At 38.7% G+C, this 17,076-nt stretch carries 16 protein-coding genes; 8 read left to right on the forward strand and 8 right to left on the reverse strand.

Going from position 1 to position 17,076, the window contains the following annotated elements; all coding sequences use genetic code 11:
- The first annotated feature begins 82 nt into the window (after positions 1 to 82).
- Positions 83 to 625 carry an alpha-ketoglutarate decarboxylase gene (locus tag HX109_RS04635; protein WP_178950037.1) on the forward strand — a complete coding sequence of 181 codons (543 nt, stop codon included), beginning with the start codon at positions 83 to 85 and terminating at the stop codon, positions 623 to 625.
- A 165-nt stretch (positions 626 to 790) separates the two neighbouring features.
- On the opposite strand, the gene HX109_RS04640 is transcribed toward HX109_RS04635, so the two are convergent.
- On the reverse strand, positions 791 to 1,438 hold the full coding sequence (locus HX109_RS04640) for a gluconate 2-dehydrogenase subunit 3 family protein (RefSeq protein WP_178950038.1): 648 nt from the start codon (positions 1,436 to 1,438) through the stop codon (positions 791 to 793).
- A 13-nt stretch (positions 1,439 to 1,451) separates the two neighbouring features.
- Positions 1,452 to 3,167 (reverse strand): GMC oxidoreductase, encoded by a 1,716-nt coding sequence (locus HX109_RS04645; RefSeq protein ID WP_178950039.1) that lies wholly within the window; start codon positions 3,165 to 3,167, stop codon positions 1,452 to 1,454.
- Between the two features lie 143 nt (positions 3,168 to 3,310).
- Here HX109_RS04645 and HX109_RS04650 point away from each other — a divergent pair, with 143 nt between their 5' ends.
- The 7 genes from HX109_RS04650 (at position 3,311) to HX109_RS04680 (ending at position 10,977) form a co-directional block, all read left to right on the forward strand.
- Positions 3,311 to 4,327, forward strand: a complete 1,017-nt coding sequence (locus HX109_RS04650) for a sugar phosphate isomerase/epimerase family protein (protein WP_178950040.1) — start codon at positions 3,311 to 3,313, stop codon at positions 4,325 to 4,327.
- Positions 4,328 to 4,420: 93 nt separating this feature from the next.
- The gene (locus HX109_RS04655) at positions 4,421 to 5,650 is read left to right on the forward strand and encodes a nucleoside permease (protein WP_178950041.1); all 1,230 of its coding nucleotides are present in this window, start codon (positions 4,421 to 4,423) and stop codon (positions 5,648 to 5,650) included.
- A gap of 26 nt (positions 5,651 to 5,676) precedes the next feature.
- The gene (locus HX109_RS04660) at positions 5,677 to 6,810 is read left to right on the forward strand and encodes a Gfo/Idh/MocA family protein (RefSeq protein WP_178950042.1); all 1,134 of its coding nucleotides are present in this window, start codon (positions 5,677 to 5,679) and stop codon (positions 6,808 to 6,810) included.
- A gap of 175 nt (positions 6,811 to 6,985) precedes the next feature.
- The gene (locus tag HX109_RS04665) at positions 6,986 to 8,137 is read left to right on the forward strand and encodes a Gfo/Idh/MocA family protein (protein ID WP_178950043.1); all 1,152 of its coding nucleotides are present in this window, start codon (positions 6,986 to 6,988) and stop codon (positions 8,135 to 8,137) included.
- 197 nt (positions 8,138 to 8,334) lie between these two features.
- Positions 8,335 to 9,387 carry a sugar phosphate isomerase/epimerase family protein gene (locus HX109_RS04670; RefSeq protein ID WP_178950044.1) on the forward strand — a complete coding sequence of 351 codons (1,053 nt, stop codon included), beginning with the start codon at positions 8,335 to 8,337 and terminating at the stop codon, positions 9,385 to 9,387.
- Positions 9,388 to 9,397: 10 nt separating this feature from the next.
- Positions 9,398 to 10,144, forward strand: a complete 747-nt coding sequence (locus HX109_RS04675; RefSeq protein WP_178950045.1) for a DUF1080 domain-containing protein — start codon at positions 9,398 to 9,400, stop codon at positions 10,142 to 10,144.
- Positions 10,144 to 10,977, forward strand: a complete 834-nt coding sequence (locus tag HX109_RS04680; protein WP_178950046.1) for a DUF1080 domain-containing protein — start codon at positions 10,144 to 10,146, stop codon at positions 10,975 to 10,977. Before HX109_RS04675 ends, HX109_RS04680 begins: the two co-directional genes overlap by 1 nt.
- A 62-nt stretch (positions 10,978 to 11,039) precedes the next feature.
- Here the strand turns inward: HX109_RS04680 and HX109_RS04685 are convergent, their stop codons facing one another.
- From HX109_RS04685 to HX109_RS04710, 6 genes are all read right to left on the reverse strand, one after another.
- Positions 11,040 to 12,374: a sulfatase gene (locus HX109_RS04685; protein WP_255462768.1), complete on the reverse strand. Its 1,335-nt coding sequence runs from the start codon at positions 12,372 to 12,374 to the stop codon at positions 11,040 to 11,042.
- 244 nt (positions 12,375 to 12,618) lie between these two features.
- The gene (pyk, locus tag HX109_RS04690; protein ID WP_178950048.1) at positions 12,619 to 14,046 is read right to left on the reverse strand and encodes a pyruvate kinase; all 1,428 of its coding nucleotides are present in this window, start codon (positions 14,044 to 14,046) and stop codon (positions 12,619 to 12,621) included.
- Complete coding sequence (locus HX109_RS04695; RefSeq protein WP_178950049.1) at positions 14,039 to 14,515, reverse strand: IPExxxVDY family protein; 477 nt, start codon at positions 14,513 to 14,515, stop codon at positions 14,039 to 14,041. Before HX109_RS04695 ends, pyk begins: the two co-directional genes overlap by 8 nt.
- A gap of 103 nt (positions 14,516 to 14,618) precedes the next feature.
- Entirely contained in the window at positions 14,619 to 15,359 is a 741-nt protein-coding gene (gene rnc / locus HX109_RS04700) for a ribonuclease III (protein WP_178950050.1), read from the reverse strand.
- Between the two features lie 14 nt (positions 15,360 to 15,373).
- Entirely contained in the window at positions 15,374 to 16,624 is a 1,251-nt protein-coding gene (fabF, locus tag HX109_RS04705; RefSeq protein ID WP_178950051.1) for a beta-ketoacyl-ACP synthase II, read from the reverse strand.
- Between the two features lie 100 nt (positions 16,625 to 16,724).
- Positions 16,725 to 16,958: an acyl carrier protein gene (locus HX109_RS04710; RefSeq protein ID WP_008989958.1), complete on the reverse strand. Its 234-nt coding sequence runs from the start codon at positions 16,956 to 16,958 to the stop codon at positions 16,725 to 16,727.
- Positions 16,959 to 17,076: the final 118 nt, after the last annotated feature.

The following is a 17,076-nucleotide window of genomic DNA, read 5'->3' on the forward strand; positions in this document are numbered from 1 at the left end:
TAGACAAAATTTATACAAAAGTACAATATTTACCAAAATTGAAACACGGTTTTAATATATTTATAAGATAAAAATTACTGATATGCATATTTATAACAAGTGCTGTTTTAAAAAATACATCGTTTTACTTTTTGTGTTAGGAATTACGCATTTTGCACAAGCTCAAGTAAATGCTTACAATCAAAAATCCGATTTCTGGAGTAAAGTACGTTATGGTGGTGCTTTCGGATTGAGTGTTGGAAGCGATTTTTTTAGCGCTACCGTTTCCCCAAGTGCCATTTACCAAATAAATCCGAAATTTGCCACAGGGGTAGGTATTGATTTTACTTATGCCAATGCTGAATTTTATACGGCTACGGTTATCGGCGGAAGCGTCATGACCTTTTACAACCCTTTTAGGCAGCTGCAATTATCTGCTGAATTTGAAGAACTGAAAGTCTATCGAAGTTTGGACAGAGTAGGTGGGCCAGATCTAAAAGAAGAATATTGGTACCCTGCCCTCTTTTTAGGTATTGGTTATAGCACAGGGCCAGTTACCATAGGCATCCAGGCAGATGTGCTTTATGATGAAGACAAAAGCATTTATTCCACGCCGTTTATGCCTTTTGTAAGGTTTTATTTTTAAGTTTCCCAACTTTTTATTGACAACATAAAAAGGAAGCTTGGTGTAAAATTAAATCATTCTTCCATGAATCTGTGTGGGATTTGAATCCATTAAAAAAACCTCTTCTTTCAAACTAACTAAAAGAAGAGGTTTTAAAACGCAAAATTTAAGTAAAATCTTTGAGCCTTATAAAGACCAAGCTTTTCCTTGGGTGGTCTCGTCTAGAGGCAAACACCCAATATAAACTCCAGGAACCGGATCATAAGCTAAAACTTCTTCTCCAATTTGCTGGCTGTTTTTGTACGCGTTAATGGTAGACCAACGTAAATCGTTAATCATCCCAAACGCCAATGCTTCATTATCTTGAACTTTATTTTCTGTTGTTCCTATTTCTACTTCATTTCCTTCAATACTTATTCGATCGTTTAAATCTTTTCGTTTGCTTTCATCAACCTTAAGATTTTCTGCAACGATTTCTTCGTATTGCTCTGGAGTAATATCAGAAACGTCATCCCCGTATTTAGACTTTAGTTGATTTGCCAATCCAGCCATTTTCTTACGGTATTCTTTCTGAGCTTCCTCCGTTTCAACCTCCAATACATATTGATCTAAAAACTGTGGTACATTTACTTCTGAAGCAGAAGGTGTATCTGTTTTAGGAATAATGATATCTACAATATTGGTAAGTACAACGCCTTCTTCTTCCGTAAAAAATGTCGGTGTCCAAGTTGCTTTGTCCTCCGTACAACTTTGTAACATGCTTAACAACGTGGGCGATGCTACAACAAAACCTGTAGTTAAACCAATATTTCTAAGTGCTTTTCTTCTATCCATTACATATATTCTTTTACAGATTCATTTTTTTAAGTTCTTCTGCAGCATGGTTTGCAGCCCTAGCAGTAAATGCCATGTAAGATAATGATGGGTTCTGACAAGCAGAAGAAGTCATAAACGCTCCATCGGTAACATACACATTAGGCACTGCATGCAATTGATTATGCTTGTTAAGCACCGATGTTTTTGGGTCTCTCCCCATTCTAGCGGTACCCATTTCATGAATTCCTAGCCCCATACCACCAATACTATCGTAGGTAGAAATATCTTTAAATCCAGCTGCCTCTAGCATTTCTGCAGCCTGATCTTTCATATCTTTACGCATGGCCATTTCGTTTTCACCGAAATCGGCATCGAAAGTTACGGTAGGTAATCCCCACTCATCTTTCTTATCGTAATCTAAATACATTTTATTGTTATGGTCTGGAAGGGTCTCTCCAAAGGCAGTCATCCCCATGGTCCATCCACCAGGTTCCATAATCGCTTTTTTAAGATCTTTACCATAGGAAAGCTCTTTAATGGATTCTGACCAATCGCCTCTACTTGCTCCACCTTGATAACCGTAACCACGGATAAAATCTTTCTGATCGGTATCTCCACCTAAGTTTCTAAACCTCGGTATGTAAACCCCATTGGGTCGTCTTCCTTTGTAATATTTATCGTGGAATCCATCAAACTTTCCACTTGCACCAACTCTAAAGTGATGATCCATTAAGTTTCTTCCCAATTCTCCACTATCGTTACCCATTCCGTCAGGGAATCTATTAGATTTAGATTGTAGTAGAATTGATGCCGATGCCACTGCAGAAGCACAAAGGAAAATTACTTTCGCTTTGTATTCAAAAGTCTCCTTAGTTTCAGCATCGATAACGCGCACACCAGTTGCTTTACCAGTATTTTCATCGTACATCACTTCGTGAACAATGGAAAATGGCCTAAGGGTCATGTTACCGGTTGCTTCTGCCGCTGGCAATGTAGAAGAGTTACTGCTAAAATAGGCGCCAAAAGGACAACCTCTAATGCAACGGTTTCTGTATTGACAAGCACTTCTCCCTGCACCTTCTTTGGTTCCTTGGGTAATGTGCGCTACACGTCCAATCGTAATTACACGATCATTAAATTTTCCTTCAATTGAGTTTTTAAAGTGATCTTCTACACAGTTTAGATCCATTGGAGGTAAAAAATTACCATCTGGTAAATGTGGCAATCCTAAATTTACACCACTTACTCCTATATATTGTTCAACTTTATCGTACCAAGGCTTTAATTCGGCATATCTTACCGGCCAATCTACAGCTATTCCGTCCTTTAGGTTTGCTTCAAAATCCACATCACCCATTCGGTAACTTTGCCGACCCCACATTAAAGAACGACCACCTACATGGTATCCACGCATCCAATCGAAACGGCGATCTTCATTATAAGGGTGTTTTATATCATCAACAAAGAAATGCTGACTATCACCGCGAACCGTATATCCTGTTCTCGCTTGTTTGTATTTTCTTTCTTTGACTTCCCGGGATGCAGCACCTCCATTAGGCATGTCCCAAGGATCGAGGTTCGCAGTCGGGTAGTCTTCAATGTGCTTAACCATTCGGCCTCTTTCTAAAACCAAGGTTTTTAGACCGTTTTCACACAGTTCTTTCGCTGCCCAACCTCCTGAAACACCGGTACCAACAACAATGGCATCGTATTCCTCTTCGGGGGAATTGTAGTAAAATGTACTCATTATTTATAGCTTGTTTACAATAGTAGTTTTTCAAATATAAAAATTAATTTTTTACATTAGACGAATAATTTAATTATCAATACCCTATTTTAACAACATTAACATTACTGATTTACTAATTTTCAATATCAATTTATGAGAATATGAAGAGAAGAATCTTTCTGAAAAATACCGGACAAGCGGGTTTAGCCCTTTCTTTTCTAGGTATGTATGCCTGCAAGAATAACCATTCTAAAAAAAACAATTCCCCCACTGAAGAAGTTTCTTTCGAGCCATTTTTTAAATTTTCGCTTGCCCAATGGTCTATGCACAAAATGATCTTGGAGCAAGGGGAAAACCCAATGAATTTTGCGGAAAAGGCGAAATCTTGGGGATTTACAGGCCTAGAATACGTGAGTCAACTATATAACAAGGAAATAGAAAAACGTGGTAATGATAACAATGCCATTATTTCTTTGGCCGAAGACTTGAAAAAGAAAAGTGACGAACACCAAATGCATAACCAAATTATGATGGTAGATCTTCCTGGGGAAGATAATCTTTTAGCCACCCCAAACGAAGAAATGCGTACAAAAGCTATAGAAAACCATAAGATTTGGGTAGACGCTACTTCGGTGCTCGGTTGCCACTCCATGAGAATTAATCTTTTTGGAAGCATGGAGAAAGAAGAGTGGAAAGAAGCTAGTATTGCTTCCCTTACTGTTTTAACGGCATACGCCGAGGAGAAAAGAGTGAATATTATTGTTGAAAACCACGGATACCTATCTTCGAATGCTGCGCTGTTAGCAGAAGTAATAGAAACTGTGAACAAGTCTAATTGTGGAACGCTACCAGACTTTGGTAATTTTTGCTTGCGACGGGAAGGCGATGCACTTTGGGACGCACCCTGCATAGAAGAATACGATATGTATAAAGGTGTAAAAGAATTAATGCCTTATGCCAAAGGAGTAAGCGCAAAATCCTATAATTTTAATAAAGAAGGCAAAGAAACCAAAATAGACTACTATAAAATGATGCAGATTGTAAAAGACGCCGGCTTCACCGGTTACGTAGGCGTTGAATACGAAGGAGAGGCCATTTCTGAAGAAAAAGGGATTTTGGCAACCAAAGCACTTCTGCTTGATGTTGCTAAAAAACTAGATAATCCTTCGGCTACATAAGCTATATAGTATAATATTGTATTTAAAACAAAACAACAACGTTTCTTAACAGGAACACAATTACAAACTCTAACTATTTAAACGCAAGTTCATATGAACAAAAAAATTCAATTTCAACTTTCCTTAATGATGTTCTTGGAATTCTTCATTTGGGGCGGTTGGTTTGTTACGCTGGGCACATTTTTAAGCAACAACTTAGGGGCTTCGGGCTCTCAATCTGCCATGGCATTTTCTACACAATCTTGGGGGGCTATCGTAGCTCCTTTTATAATAGGTCTCATCGCCGATCGTTATTTTAATGCGGAAAGAATTCTTGGTGTACTCCATTTAATAGGGGCCGTTTTAATGTACTTTATGTACCAAAGTGCCGATTTTGGTACTTTTTATCCATTTGTTTTGGGGTATATGATTGCTTATATGCCAACTTTGGCTTTGGTAAATTCTATCTCCTTTAACCAAATGACGGATCCTGGAAAACAATTTTCCTTTGTTCGTGTTTTTGGAACTATAGGATGGATTGTAGCTGGCGGGGTAATAAGCTTCTTAGCTTGGGATTCTACCCAGAATATTGCTCAAGGAATGCTTAAAAATACATTCTTAATGGTTTCTGTGGCTTCAGCAGTATTAGGATTATTTAGTTTCACACTTCCCAAGACACCACCAAAAGTGGATAAAAATGAAAAAGCAAGTATTTCCGAAATTTTAGGCTTGGATGCTCTAAACCTTTTAAAGAACAAGAACTTCCTGTTATTCTTTATTGCATCTGTATTAATTTGTATTCCATTGGCATTCTATTACCAAAATGCAAGTCCTTTTTTAACAGAAATTGGAGTCGAGAATTCTACTTTTAAGATGTCTTTTGGGCAAATGTCTGAGGTTCTCTTTATGCTTCTGCTACCCTTTTTCTTTAAGAAATTTGGATTTAAAAAAACCATTTTAGCAGGGATGCTTGCATGGACTATCCGTTATTTGCTTTTTGCTTACGGAAACGCCGGGGAATTAGTGTTTATGCTTATTATTGGTATTGCTTTACACGGTATTTGCTACGACTTCTTCTTTGTCTCCGGACAGATTTATACCGATTCTAAAGCGGGACCAAAATATAAGAGTGCAGCTCAAGGTTTAATTACTTTAGCCACGTACGGGGTAGGAATGCTCATAGGTTTTGAAATAGCCGGAATGATTTCTGATAAATTTTTAATTGCTGAAGGAAGTCACGATTGGTATAGCATTTGGATCTATCCAGCTGGATTTGCCCTAGCAGTAGCCGTATTATTCGCTATTTTCTTTAAAGATGAAAAAGTAGCTTACAAAGAACAATAAGTACACAACCAACAAACCATATAAAAATGAGTAAAAAAATAAGATTAGGAATTTTAGGTGGGGGCGGAGACTCTCTTATAGGGGTTTTACACCGTATCGCCTCTTCCATGTACGACAGTTATCAACTCGTAGGTGGGGTATTCAATCCAAATTACGATGAAAACATCGGCTTCGCTGAGCAAATTGGCATTCCAATCGATCGCATCTACAAGGATTTTGATGCTATGATTGAAGGAGAGTTAAAGCTTCCAGAAGAAGAACGTATGCAAGTGGTTTCCATACTTACCCCTAACTTTCTTCATTTTCCAATGGCCAAAAAATTATTGGAATCTGGTTTCAATGTCATCTGCGAAAAACCGATGACAACCACTTTGGAAGAAGCAGAAATCCTTCAGCAAACATTAGAAAAAGCCAATAAGGTATTTGCGGTTACCTACACGTATACCGGCTATCCTATGGTGCGACAAATGAAAGAGATGATCGCTTCGGGAGTCATTGGTAAAATCCAAAAAATAGACGTTCAATATTATCAGGGGTGGATTAACCCAATTATTCACGATAAGCAAAAAAGAAATACCATTTGGCGTTTAGATCCAGAGAAATCGGGCATTAGTTGTTGTGTTGGGGATATTGGCACCCATGGTTTCGATATGATTGAATATGTTACAGGGATGGAAGTTAAGACGATCTTGGCCGACCTAAATTACCTGTACAGTGATAATAAAATGGATATCGATGGCACCATTCTTCTTCGCCTTGCTGAAAACGTAAAAGGTGTGTTACGCACCAGCCAGATTGCCACAGGCGAAGAAAATAACTTTGCCGTTAATATTTATGGTGACAAAGGCGGATTGAAATGGGAGCAGGAAAACCCAAATTACCTCTACCACCTCACGGATGAAGAACCAATGCGCGTTTTAAAATCTGGACACGGTTATAATAGCGAATTCTCTTTAGACGGCACTAAATTGCCTCCTGGACACCCCGAAGGCATTTTCGATTCTATGGGAAATATCTATAAAGGTGTTGCCAAAGCGATTCGTAAAGAGAAATACCACCCCGGGGAATTCCCTACTATGAGAGACGGGGTTCGCGGCATGAATTTTATAGAGCGAGCGGTAGAATCGCATCAAAAAGGAAATGTTTGGATCGATGTTTAAAAAAGATTTCCTTTAGAATATACATCGTAAGAGGCTGTGGGTTTGCCAACCCGCAGCTTTATTTTTTCATAAAATTAAAAGCATTCTTTCTAGAAAAATTTAAATTGAGTAACTTAAAATCCTTTTTAAAAATCGTGTAAGAACTTACACAAAATCACTTTAAAAGTATACAGAAATGAGAAAATTAAGAATGGGCATGGTTGGCGGCGGTCTCGATTCGTTCATGGGAGATGTACACAGAAAAGCATCTGGACTGGATGGAATGATCGAGCTAGTTTGTGGCGCTTTCAACAGCACGGTTGAAAAAACCAAACAAACGGGAAAAGCTCTTTTCCTCCCAGAAGATAGATGCTATGGAAGTTTTCAAGAAATGATTTTGAAAGAGAAAGAGCTTCCGGAAGGGGATCGAATGGATTTCGTTACCATCGTTACCCCAAACCATTTACATTTCGAACCTGCAAAAATGGCGCTTGAAAACGGATTTCATGTGGTTTGCGACAAACCGATGACCCTTACGGTAAACGAAGCAAAAATTTTAGAAAAATTGGTTAATGAAACTGGGCTTCTCTTCGCGCTCACCCATAACTACACTGGTAATGCTATGGTGAAACAGGCGCAGGCCATGGTAGCCAAGGGAGCATTAGGAGAAATTCTAAAAGTACAAGTACAATACCTCCAAGGCTGGATGGCCGAAGAAGAGGAAGAGAAAGAAGCTAAAATAAAGCCCTGGCGTGCCGACCCCAAAAAATCTGGTATCGGTGGATCATTAGCAGATATTGGCACCCATGCAGAAAATTTAGTCTCTTACATAACCGGTGCCGAGATTACAGAACTCGCCGCCGACCTTGGTAGAATAGGAAAAAATAGGGTGCTTGATAACGACGGTAATTTATTGCTTAGAATGAGTAATGGAGCAAAGGGCACTATGTCTATCTCGCAAATGGCCGTTGGGGAAGAAAATGCGCTCATTGTTAAAGTTTATGGAAGCAAAGGCAGTTTGGAATGGAACCAAGAGGATTCTACAAAATTGATTACCAAATGGATCGATAAACCACAACAAACTTTTACTCCAGATGGAAACGATATTTATGAAGAAGTAAGAGCAATTTCAAGAATCCCAAAAGGGCATCCGGAAGGATATTTGGAGGCTTTTGCAAATATTTACAGAGGCTTTGCCAAACATTTAATGAGCGTGATAAATAATGACCCAATAGAAAAACCAGATTATCCATCGGTTGCCGAAGGGGTTCGAGGAGTTCAGTTTATTTATGCAGCTGTAGAAAGCGACAAGCAAAATGCAAGCTGGGTGAAATTGGATTCATTTTAGAGTTTAGCATTGGTGAGCTTCAAAAAACTCTTCTACAAGTAATTTTTGATACTAAAGCTTTGAGTTTTAAGATCACCATTAAAAATATGGGCTTTCAAATAAAATATTAAATACTAATAATGAAACAACCTTTTCTTGTGATTTTACTAAAAATCATATCAAAAAAATGTTTCCTTTAAATAAATACATAGCAACAAATGAAAACGATAAAAGGACCAGCCGTATTCTTAGCACAATTCGTAGATAATAAAGCCCCTTTTAACACCTTAGATGGGATGTGTAAATGGGCAGCCGATCTAGGGTATAAAGGAATACAAATACCAACTTGGGAAAGTTTTTTAATAGACCTGGACAAAGCGGCAGAAAGCAAAACCTATTGCGACGAACTAAAGGGAAAAGTCAATAGCTACGGATTGGAAATAACGGAATTGTCCACGCACTTGCAGGGACAGTTGGTAGCCGTTCATCCAGCGTACGATATTATGTTCGATAATTTTGCGCCAGAAAATCTAAAAAACAATCCGAAGGGCAGAACCGAATGGGCGGTAGACCAAGTTAAAAAAGCAGCCAAAGCAAGCAGACATTTAGGCATTAATGCACATGCTACTTTTTCTGGGGCTCTTCTATGGCATACGTTTCACCCATGGCCTCAAAGACCAGCCGGACTAGTGGAAATGGGATTTGAAGAATTAGCGAACCGTTGGCTCCCTATTTTAAATGAATTCGACGAACAAGGCGTAGATGTTTGTTACGAAGTACATCCTGGGGAAGACATTCACGATGGCGACACTTTCGAGCGTTTTTTAGAAGCTACCGGCAATCATAAACGAGTAAACATCCTTTACGACCCTTCCCACTTTGTACTACAACAATTAGATTATATAGAATACATCGATCATTATCATGAATTCATTAAATCTTTTCATGTGAAAGATTCAGAGTTTAATCCAACCGGTAAAAAAGGTGCTTTTGGAGGGTATAACAATTGGGGCGATCGCGCAGGAAGATACCGTTCTCTTGGCGATGGACAAATAGATTTCAAAAAAATATTCTCCAAACTTACCCAATACGGTTGCGATGTTTGGGCGGTAATGGAATGGGAGTGCTGCATTAAAAGTCCTGAGCAAGGAGCCCGGGAAGGTGCCCCATTTATACAAAAGCATATTATTGAAGCTACCGAACGTGCTTTCGATGATTTTGCAGGTTCAGATATTGATGAAAATAAATTGAAAAGAATTTTAAATCTTTAAAAATTAAGTCATGAAAAAAACATTCACCGTTTTAACTATATTTTCTTTGGTTTTTATCTCTTGTAAGGAAGGTAAAAAAACTGAAACTAAAGAAGATGCTACGGCAAAAGTGGAAACAACTGAAGAACCTAAGAAAGAAGCCGATTGGCAAGTGCTTTTTGACGGAAAGAACTTTGATTCTTGGCATATGTATAACGGTGGGGAAGTCTCCGAGGCTTGGTCTATTGAAGGTGATGCTATGGTTTTAACACCCGGGGATAAAGCGGGAAACATTGTCTCTAATGATGAATACAAAAATTTTATGCTTTCGTTGGAATGGAAAATTTCTGAAGGAGGTAACAGCGGTATTTTCTGGGGAGTTCAAGAAGACAAAAAGTTTAAGGAGCCTTACCAAACCGGGCCCGAAATTCAGGTTTTAGACAACGAAAGGCATCCAGATGCCAAAGCCGGTACTACCCATCAAGCAGGTGCACTATACGATATGATCGCACCAAGTGAAGATGTTACCAAACCTGCTGGGGAATGGAATACCTGTATCCTTAAAATTGATCATGCATCCAATCATGGAGAAGTAACTTTAAACGGAACCAAGATTGTTGAATTCCCTGTTCATGGCGATAAGTGGAAAGAAATGATTGCTAATTCCAAATTTAAGGATTGGGAAGGATTTGGAACTTTTGAAAAAGGAAAGATCGGACTCCAATACCACGGCGACAAGGTAGCATTCAGAAATATAAAAATTAAAGAACTTAATTAATGATAAACAAAACTTTTACAGGGATTTTATTGGCAGTAGCCTTAATGGCCTGCAACACTACTCCAAAAGAAGAACCTCAAGAAGAAGTGGCTAAAGATTCCATCGCATCGCCCGAGGTTATAACATATCCAGAATACAGCGGAAAAGAACCTACAAAGCCAGAAGAAACCGAATTCTATAAACCAGTGCCTCCCACGGTAGATCCAAATGGTAAAAACGGAGCTCCCAGCGATGCAATTGTGCTATTCGACGGAAGCAACCTCGATCATTGGATAAGCAGTATAGATAGCACAGAAGCACAATGGACGCTAAACAAAGACGGAAGCATGACGGTTAAAAATAAAGCAGGGGACATACAAACCAAACAGAATTTTGGTAGTGTGCAGTTGCACGTGGAGTGGAAATCTCCGGCTGAAATTCAAGGCGAAGGCCAAAGCCGAGCCAACAGTGGTGTTTTTCTTCAAAATAGGTATGAAGTTCAAGTGCTGGACAACAACGATAATGACACTTACACCAATGGGCAAGTGGGTTCTATCTATAAACAAGGTGCTCCGTTGGCAAAAGCATCAGCTCCAACGGGAGAATGGAACACCTACGACATTATTTACCACGCGCCAGAATTTAACGACGAAGGCGGTAAGATAAAATCTGCTACGGTTACTGTTCTTCACAATGGAGTGCTTATTCAAGACCACACCGAAATAAAGGGAACAACGCCTTATATTGGTTGGCCTAAAAACGAACCTCATGGAAAAGGTCCTATTAAACTACAAGATCACGGAGATAATAGCCGTGTAAGCTATAGAAATATTTGGGTGAGGGAACTCGAATAAAAGTATTTTGTAAGCCAATTTTAAAAGGTCTAAAAACCATTACAGTGTTTTTAGACCTTTTTTTATTTACCGCTCCTATCTTTGAGTTGATCTTTTCCAGGTACCATCGTGGCTTTATGTTCTTCAATTTCTTCTTGTATTTTTTCAATGATAGTTGGCTGTTCAGCCGCAATATTATATTTTTCTGAAGGGTCTTCATTTAAATTGAATAATAATGGCGGGTTGTGAACTTCCTTACCTCCAAACTGGCCATAGGCCCCTTCGGTTACAAAATGAACCTTGTAATCCCCCTTACGCACGGCATACAAATCGGTTCCCCGATAATAATAAACGATTTCCCTTGGGGATGACTCTTTCTTAAATAGAGTATTGGAGAGGTCTACACCATCCATTTCCCGGTCGTTAGGTATCGAAATACCAGCAATGGTACTAAATGTTGGAAACAAATCCATAGTAGTCCCTAAATCGTGTATAACACCTGGCTTAATATTCGTGGGTGACCAAAAAATACAAGGTTCCCTCATCCCGCCTTCCCAAGTAGTTCCTTTTCCAGCCCTTAGCAAACCGGCACTACCTCCTTTTTCATCGTATGAAAGCCAAGGTCCGTTATCTGAAGTAAAAACAACAATTGTATTTTCTGCGATGCCCTGTTTTTTAAGTAGGTTTAAAATTTCATCCACTCCATGATCAATTTCTTCTACCACATCGCCATATAAACCACGGTCGCTTTTCCCTAAAAAGTCTTCGGAAGCAAAAAGGGGCACATGAGGCAAATTATGAGCCAGATATAAAAAGAACGGTTTTGAGCTATTTTTTTTGATGAACGAAAGGGCTTCCTCTGTGTATCGTTTGGTAATTGTTGTTTGATCTGCCGGGAACTCTATAATCTCTTCATTCCGCATCAATGGGACATTAAATAATTCGGGTTTAGTTTTTTGACCACCTCCTTTAATATTATACCTTTCTTCTTCCGAAGCAATATTCCCTACAAAATTCATATCGTTGGAATACGGAATCCCAAAATAATAATCGAATCCATTACTCGTGGGCAAGTATTCTTTATGATGCCCTAGGTGCCATTTCCCTATACAAGCAGTGGCATAATCTGCCTTTTTAAGTTGTTCGGCAATGGTAATTTCTTCGGAAGGCAGTCCGTGATCGGAATCTGGAAAGAGAACCCGTTCTTTATTACTGGCCATACCACTTCTAATGGGCAATCGCCCCGTCAACAAAGCCGCCCGACTTGGCGTGCAAACACTGGCTCCCACGTAAAAGTTGGTCCATTTTTGACCTTCGACGGCCATTTGATCTAGATGCGTAGTCCTAATGGAAGGATGCCCATATGTGCTAAGATCTCCATAGCCCAAATCATCAGCAAAGATTACTATAAAATTCATTTTTTTAGGCCCGGATTGCCCTTGAACAAATACAGGAAAACTGATGATAAAAGAAAATAATAACAGTATTTTATTCTTTAATTTCATAATAAAAAAGGATTGGAATTGGTTTTAAATACTATATAGTACAAGAGACTATAAGTAAATATAAGAAAAGTTTAATTCACTAAAGAAGAACTTATTAAATAAAAAACGCCCACACTATAAAGTGCAGGCGCCAATATTAAAACGATAGACGTTAAATTTAAATTTCGGTAACCCTTAAGGTGTTAACCATTCCTTTTTCTTTAATCGGCATAGCGGCAAGACTAATCATCATGTCCCCTTTTTCTAAAAATCCTTTATCGCAGGCGATTTGGTTTACGTCTTCGATAGTTTGGTCTGTGCTCACAAACTTGTCGTAATAAAAAGCCTTTACTCCCCATAATAAACTCAACTGGGTCAATATGCGTTTGTTTGAAGTAAATACCAAAATGTGTGCCTTAGGGCGCCACGCTGATATTTGAAACGCTGTATAACCACTATTTGTTAAGGTAGAAATTACTTTGGCATTAATTTCGTTTGCCATACTTGCTGCATGGAAACAAACCGATTTGGTAATGTATCTTTTGGTTTTTATGTGTGGTGGCTCCTGAGGCACTTTTATTAAATGCGAATGCTCTACGCTATTGATTATGCTGGACATTCTTTCGATAACTTGTACTGGATAAGCTCCTACAGAAGTTTCTCCCGACAACATTACAGCATCGGCTCCATCCATTACGGAGTTTGCCACATCGTTTACTTCTGCTCTTGTGGGAGTAAGACTGGAAATCATTGTTTCCATCATTTGGGTAGCTATAATAACCGGAATTCTTGCTTTCTTAGCCCGAAGTACCAACTGTTTTTGTACCAATGGCACTTCCTGTGCAGGAATTTCTACTCCAAGATCCCCTCTTGCAACCATTAAACCATCGCAATGCGCAACGATTTTATCGATATTTTCAACCGCTTCTGGCTTTTCTATCTTCGCAACAATTGGAATTTTTTGATCGGTATGCTCTGCAATCAATTTCTGCAAATCCATTAAATCTTCACTGTGGCGCACAAAAGATAAAGCAATCCAATCTACCTCCTGCTGAACTGCAAAAATAGCATCCTTTATATCCTTCTTGGTAAGTGCCGGTAGGGAAATATTCGTATTTGGAAGGTTCACCCCTTTTTTGGAACGTAAAGGACCTCCTTGAATAACTTTAGCCCTTACTTCTGCTTTTTTATCTGTTGCGACCACTTCAAACATCAGTTTTCCATCATCCAGTAAAATACGCTCACCTGGCTGTACGTCACGGGGAAACTCTTTATAGTTCATATAAACCCGTTCTGCGTTCCCCTCAAAAGGTTCTCCCGTAACAAAAGTAATTTCATCTCCTTTGCTTACAATAACATCTTCCTTCATGACTCCAACTCGAAGCTTCGGACCTTGTAAATCTCCTAATATGGCGGTGTTGTAGTTGTACTCTTTGTTGAGGGAGCGAATCATCTCGATACGCTCTTTAACATCTTCGTAATCTGCGTGTGAAAAATTAATCCTAAATACATTCACACCCGCTTCAATCATGTCTTTTAAGACTTCTTTACTGCTTGTGGCGGGACCAAGCGTAGCTACAATTTTTGTCTTTTTTCTATTAGGCATTCGTTAGAAAAATTAAATTATTTTTAGATTTTAGTTGTTGTGCTTCAATTTTATATGCGGTAATAATACCGGGTATTTTTTTTAGCGCCATTAAAACTTGAACTTCATTTTTATAGGCACCTTCTTCGTCTATTTTCAAAAAGTAATCTACTTTGCTGTACTCTGGTATAAAATAAGCGTTTTGGACGGCCTTGTTTACCCCAAAAAGCCCAATTGCCGAGCCTACCAATTCAATGCTAGTTTTATTTTTTACCAGACTCCATGACACTTCCTTCTCATTATCAAACCACTTAAAGGTTGGCATACTAATGTTTTCAGCTATGTTAACATCAACATCCAACCGCTGCAATTTTATATTTAACTCTAAATTTAATAAATAAGCTAACTTATAATCGTCTAAAGATCCGTGAATAGCGATTAAGGTATAAGAGTGTTCATAAAATTCATCTAATAGTTTATAGATAGCCATATACGAGTTTACACGGAAATGTAAATATATAATTATAACTGTGACTTAGCAACTTTTCAAGGACTGATTCCAAGGATTTTAACGCGAAAACGTTGTAGTTGGGCTATAGGAAATCTTCAATTTTATCCTGAAGTGCGTAGTAGGCTCTTTTGGCGGCACTTTCCTCGGCTTTCTTTTTGGAAGTGGCACGCGCTTTGGCAATTACCTTTTGATTTATAAAAAGTTTAACTGCAAAATGCTTTATGTCGTCGTTGCCATTATCTTCATACGTATCGAAAAGAAATTCCTTTTTTTCCTTTTGGCACCATTCAATAATCAAGCTTTTATAGCTTATAATTTTACCTTCCAAACTTTCTATATCCACGTAAGGTTTTATAACCCTTTTTTGAATAAACTGCTCGCAATAGCTAAAGCCCCTATCTAAAAAAATGGCTCCAACCAAAGCTTCGAATACATTGCCATGGATATTATCCCCAAAATGTTCGCTTGGAATTTTACTCTTCACGAATTTAATGAGGTTTAAGTCTTTGCCTAATTCGTTTAAATGCTCCCTACTTACAATCTTGGAGCGCATTTTAGTGAGGTAACCTTCATCTCCCGTTGGAACTTCGTTATAAAGGTAATTGGAAATAATAGAGCCCAACATGGTATCCCCTAAAAACTCAAGCCGCTCGTAGTTTATAGGAAGTCCCTTCTCGTCTTTTATGTTGACGGAACGGTGCGTAAACGCCTTTTTATACAGCTCAATATTTTTGGGTTTGAAACCTAGAATATCGTAGATTTCTAAAAAAAAATCCCCGCCATCTTGTGACCGGGAATTTAATATTTTACGAATGATTTTCATTCAGTTTGATGTATCTAATCCAGCTTCTTAAAAACCACACAGGCATTGTGCCCACCAAATCCAAAAGTATTACTCATGGCCACCTTAACATCTCTCTTTTGCGGCTCATTTAAAGTTAAATTTAACTTCGGATCGATGTTTTCGTCTTTGGTTGTATGGTTAATGGTTGGCGGTACCACACCATGCTCTATAGCCAAAATAGAAGCAATTGCTTCTACAGCTCCGGCGGCACCAAGTAGGTGACCCGTCATCGACTTTGTAGAGTTGATATTGATGTTGTAAGCATTTTCACCAAAAACCTTGGTGATTGCTTTAAGCTCTGCAACGTCTCCCAATGGTGTAGAAGTACCATGTGTATTAATGGCATCTACATCTTCTGGCTTAAGACCCGCATTGTTTAAGCAGTTTTCCATAACGGCTACCACGCCTATTCCTTCCGGATGTGGTGCTGTCATATGGTAAGCATCGGAAGAGAGCCCCCCTCCAACAACTTCTGCGTAAATTTTAGCTCCGCGTGCTAAGGCATGCTCATATTCTTCCAGTACCAATGCTCCAGATCCTTCACCGAGTACAAAACCATCCCGATTGGCATCGAAAGGCCTAGAGGCTGTTTTAGGATCATCGTTTCTGGTACTCATGGCATGCATGGCATTAAATCCACCCATCCCTGCTGCAGTAACGGCAGCTTCTGAACCTCCAGTAACAACCACATCGGTTGTTCCCAAACGAATGGAATTTAAGGCGTCTATAATAGCATTTGCCGAAGAGGCACACGCAGATACAGTAGTATAATTTGGCCCCATGAAACCATTTTTAATGGAAATCAATCCAGGAGCAATATCGGCAATCATTTTTGGGATAAAGAAAGGATTGAACCTTGGACTTCCATCGCCCAGGGCAAAATTGGTTACTTCTTCTTGAAAAGTTTCCAACCCTCCAATTCCAGCTCCCCAAATAACACCGACTCTATATTTGTTCATTTTATCCATATCCAAGCCTGAGTCTTTCAGGGCCTCGTCTGCCGTAACCATGGCATACTGGGCGAAACGGTCCATACGGCGCGCTTCCTTTCGATCGATAAAGTTGGTAGGATCAAAGTTTTTAACTTCACAGGCGAATTGCGTTTTAAATTTTTCAGCATCAAAATGGGTTACTGGAGCAGCTCCACTAACGCCATTCAAAAGACTGTTCCAATATTCGTCTACAGTATTCCCTATGGGGGTTAATGCTCCTAATCCTGTTACTACAACTCGCTTTAATTTCATCTGAATATTTTTTATTCTGATAAATAATAATCTACCAAAAAAATTTATTCACGCAATATAGCATGAATAAATTTTTTGGTCTATTTCTTTATAAAAACGTTTACTTGGCTTCTTCGATATACTTAACTGCTTGACCAACAGTAGCAATGTTTTCAGCTTGATCGTCTGGAATTTGGATATCGAATTCCTTTTCGAATTCCATAATCAATTCCACAGTGTCTAATGAGTCTGCGCCTAGATCGTTTGTGAAGCTAGCTTCTGGCACAACCTCGTTTTCATCTACACCTAATTTGTCTACGATAATCGCTTTTACTCTTGATGCAATGTCTGACATAATTTTTTTGTTTTAAAATTTAATTGTTGGCAAAAATAAAAAACTTTGCTTTAAAAAAACGTTTTGAGGCTAAAATGTGCTTTTAAAGTTAATAATTTTTATTTCAACTATTTAATTT

Origin of the sequence: Galbibacter sp. BG1 (assembly GCF_013391805.1) — a bacterium.
In the GTDB taxonomy this organism is placed as follows: Bacteria; Bacteroidota; Bacteroidia; order Flavobacteriales; family Flavobacteriaceae; genus Galbibacter.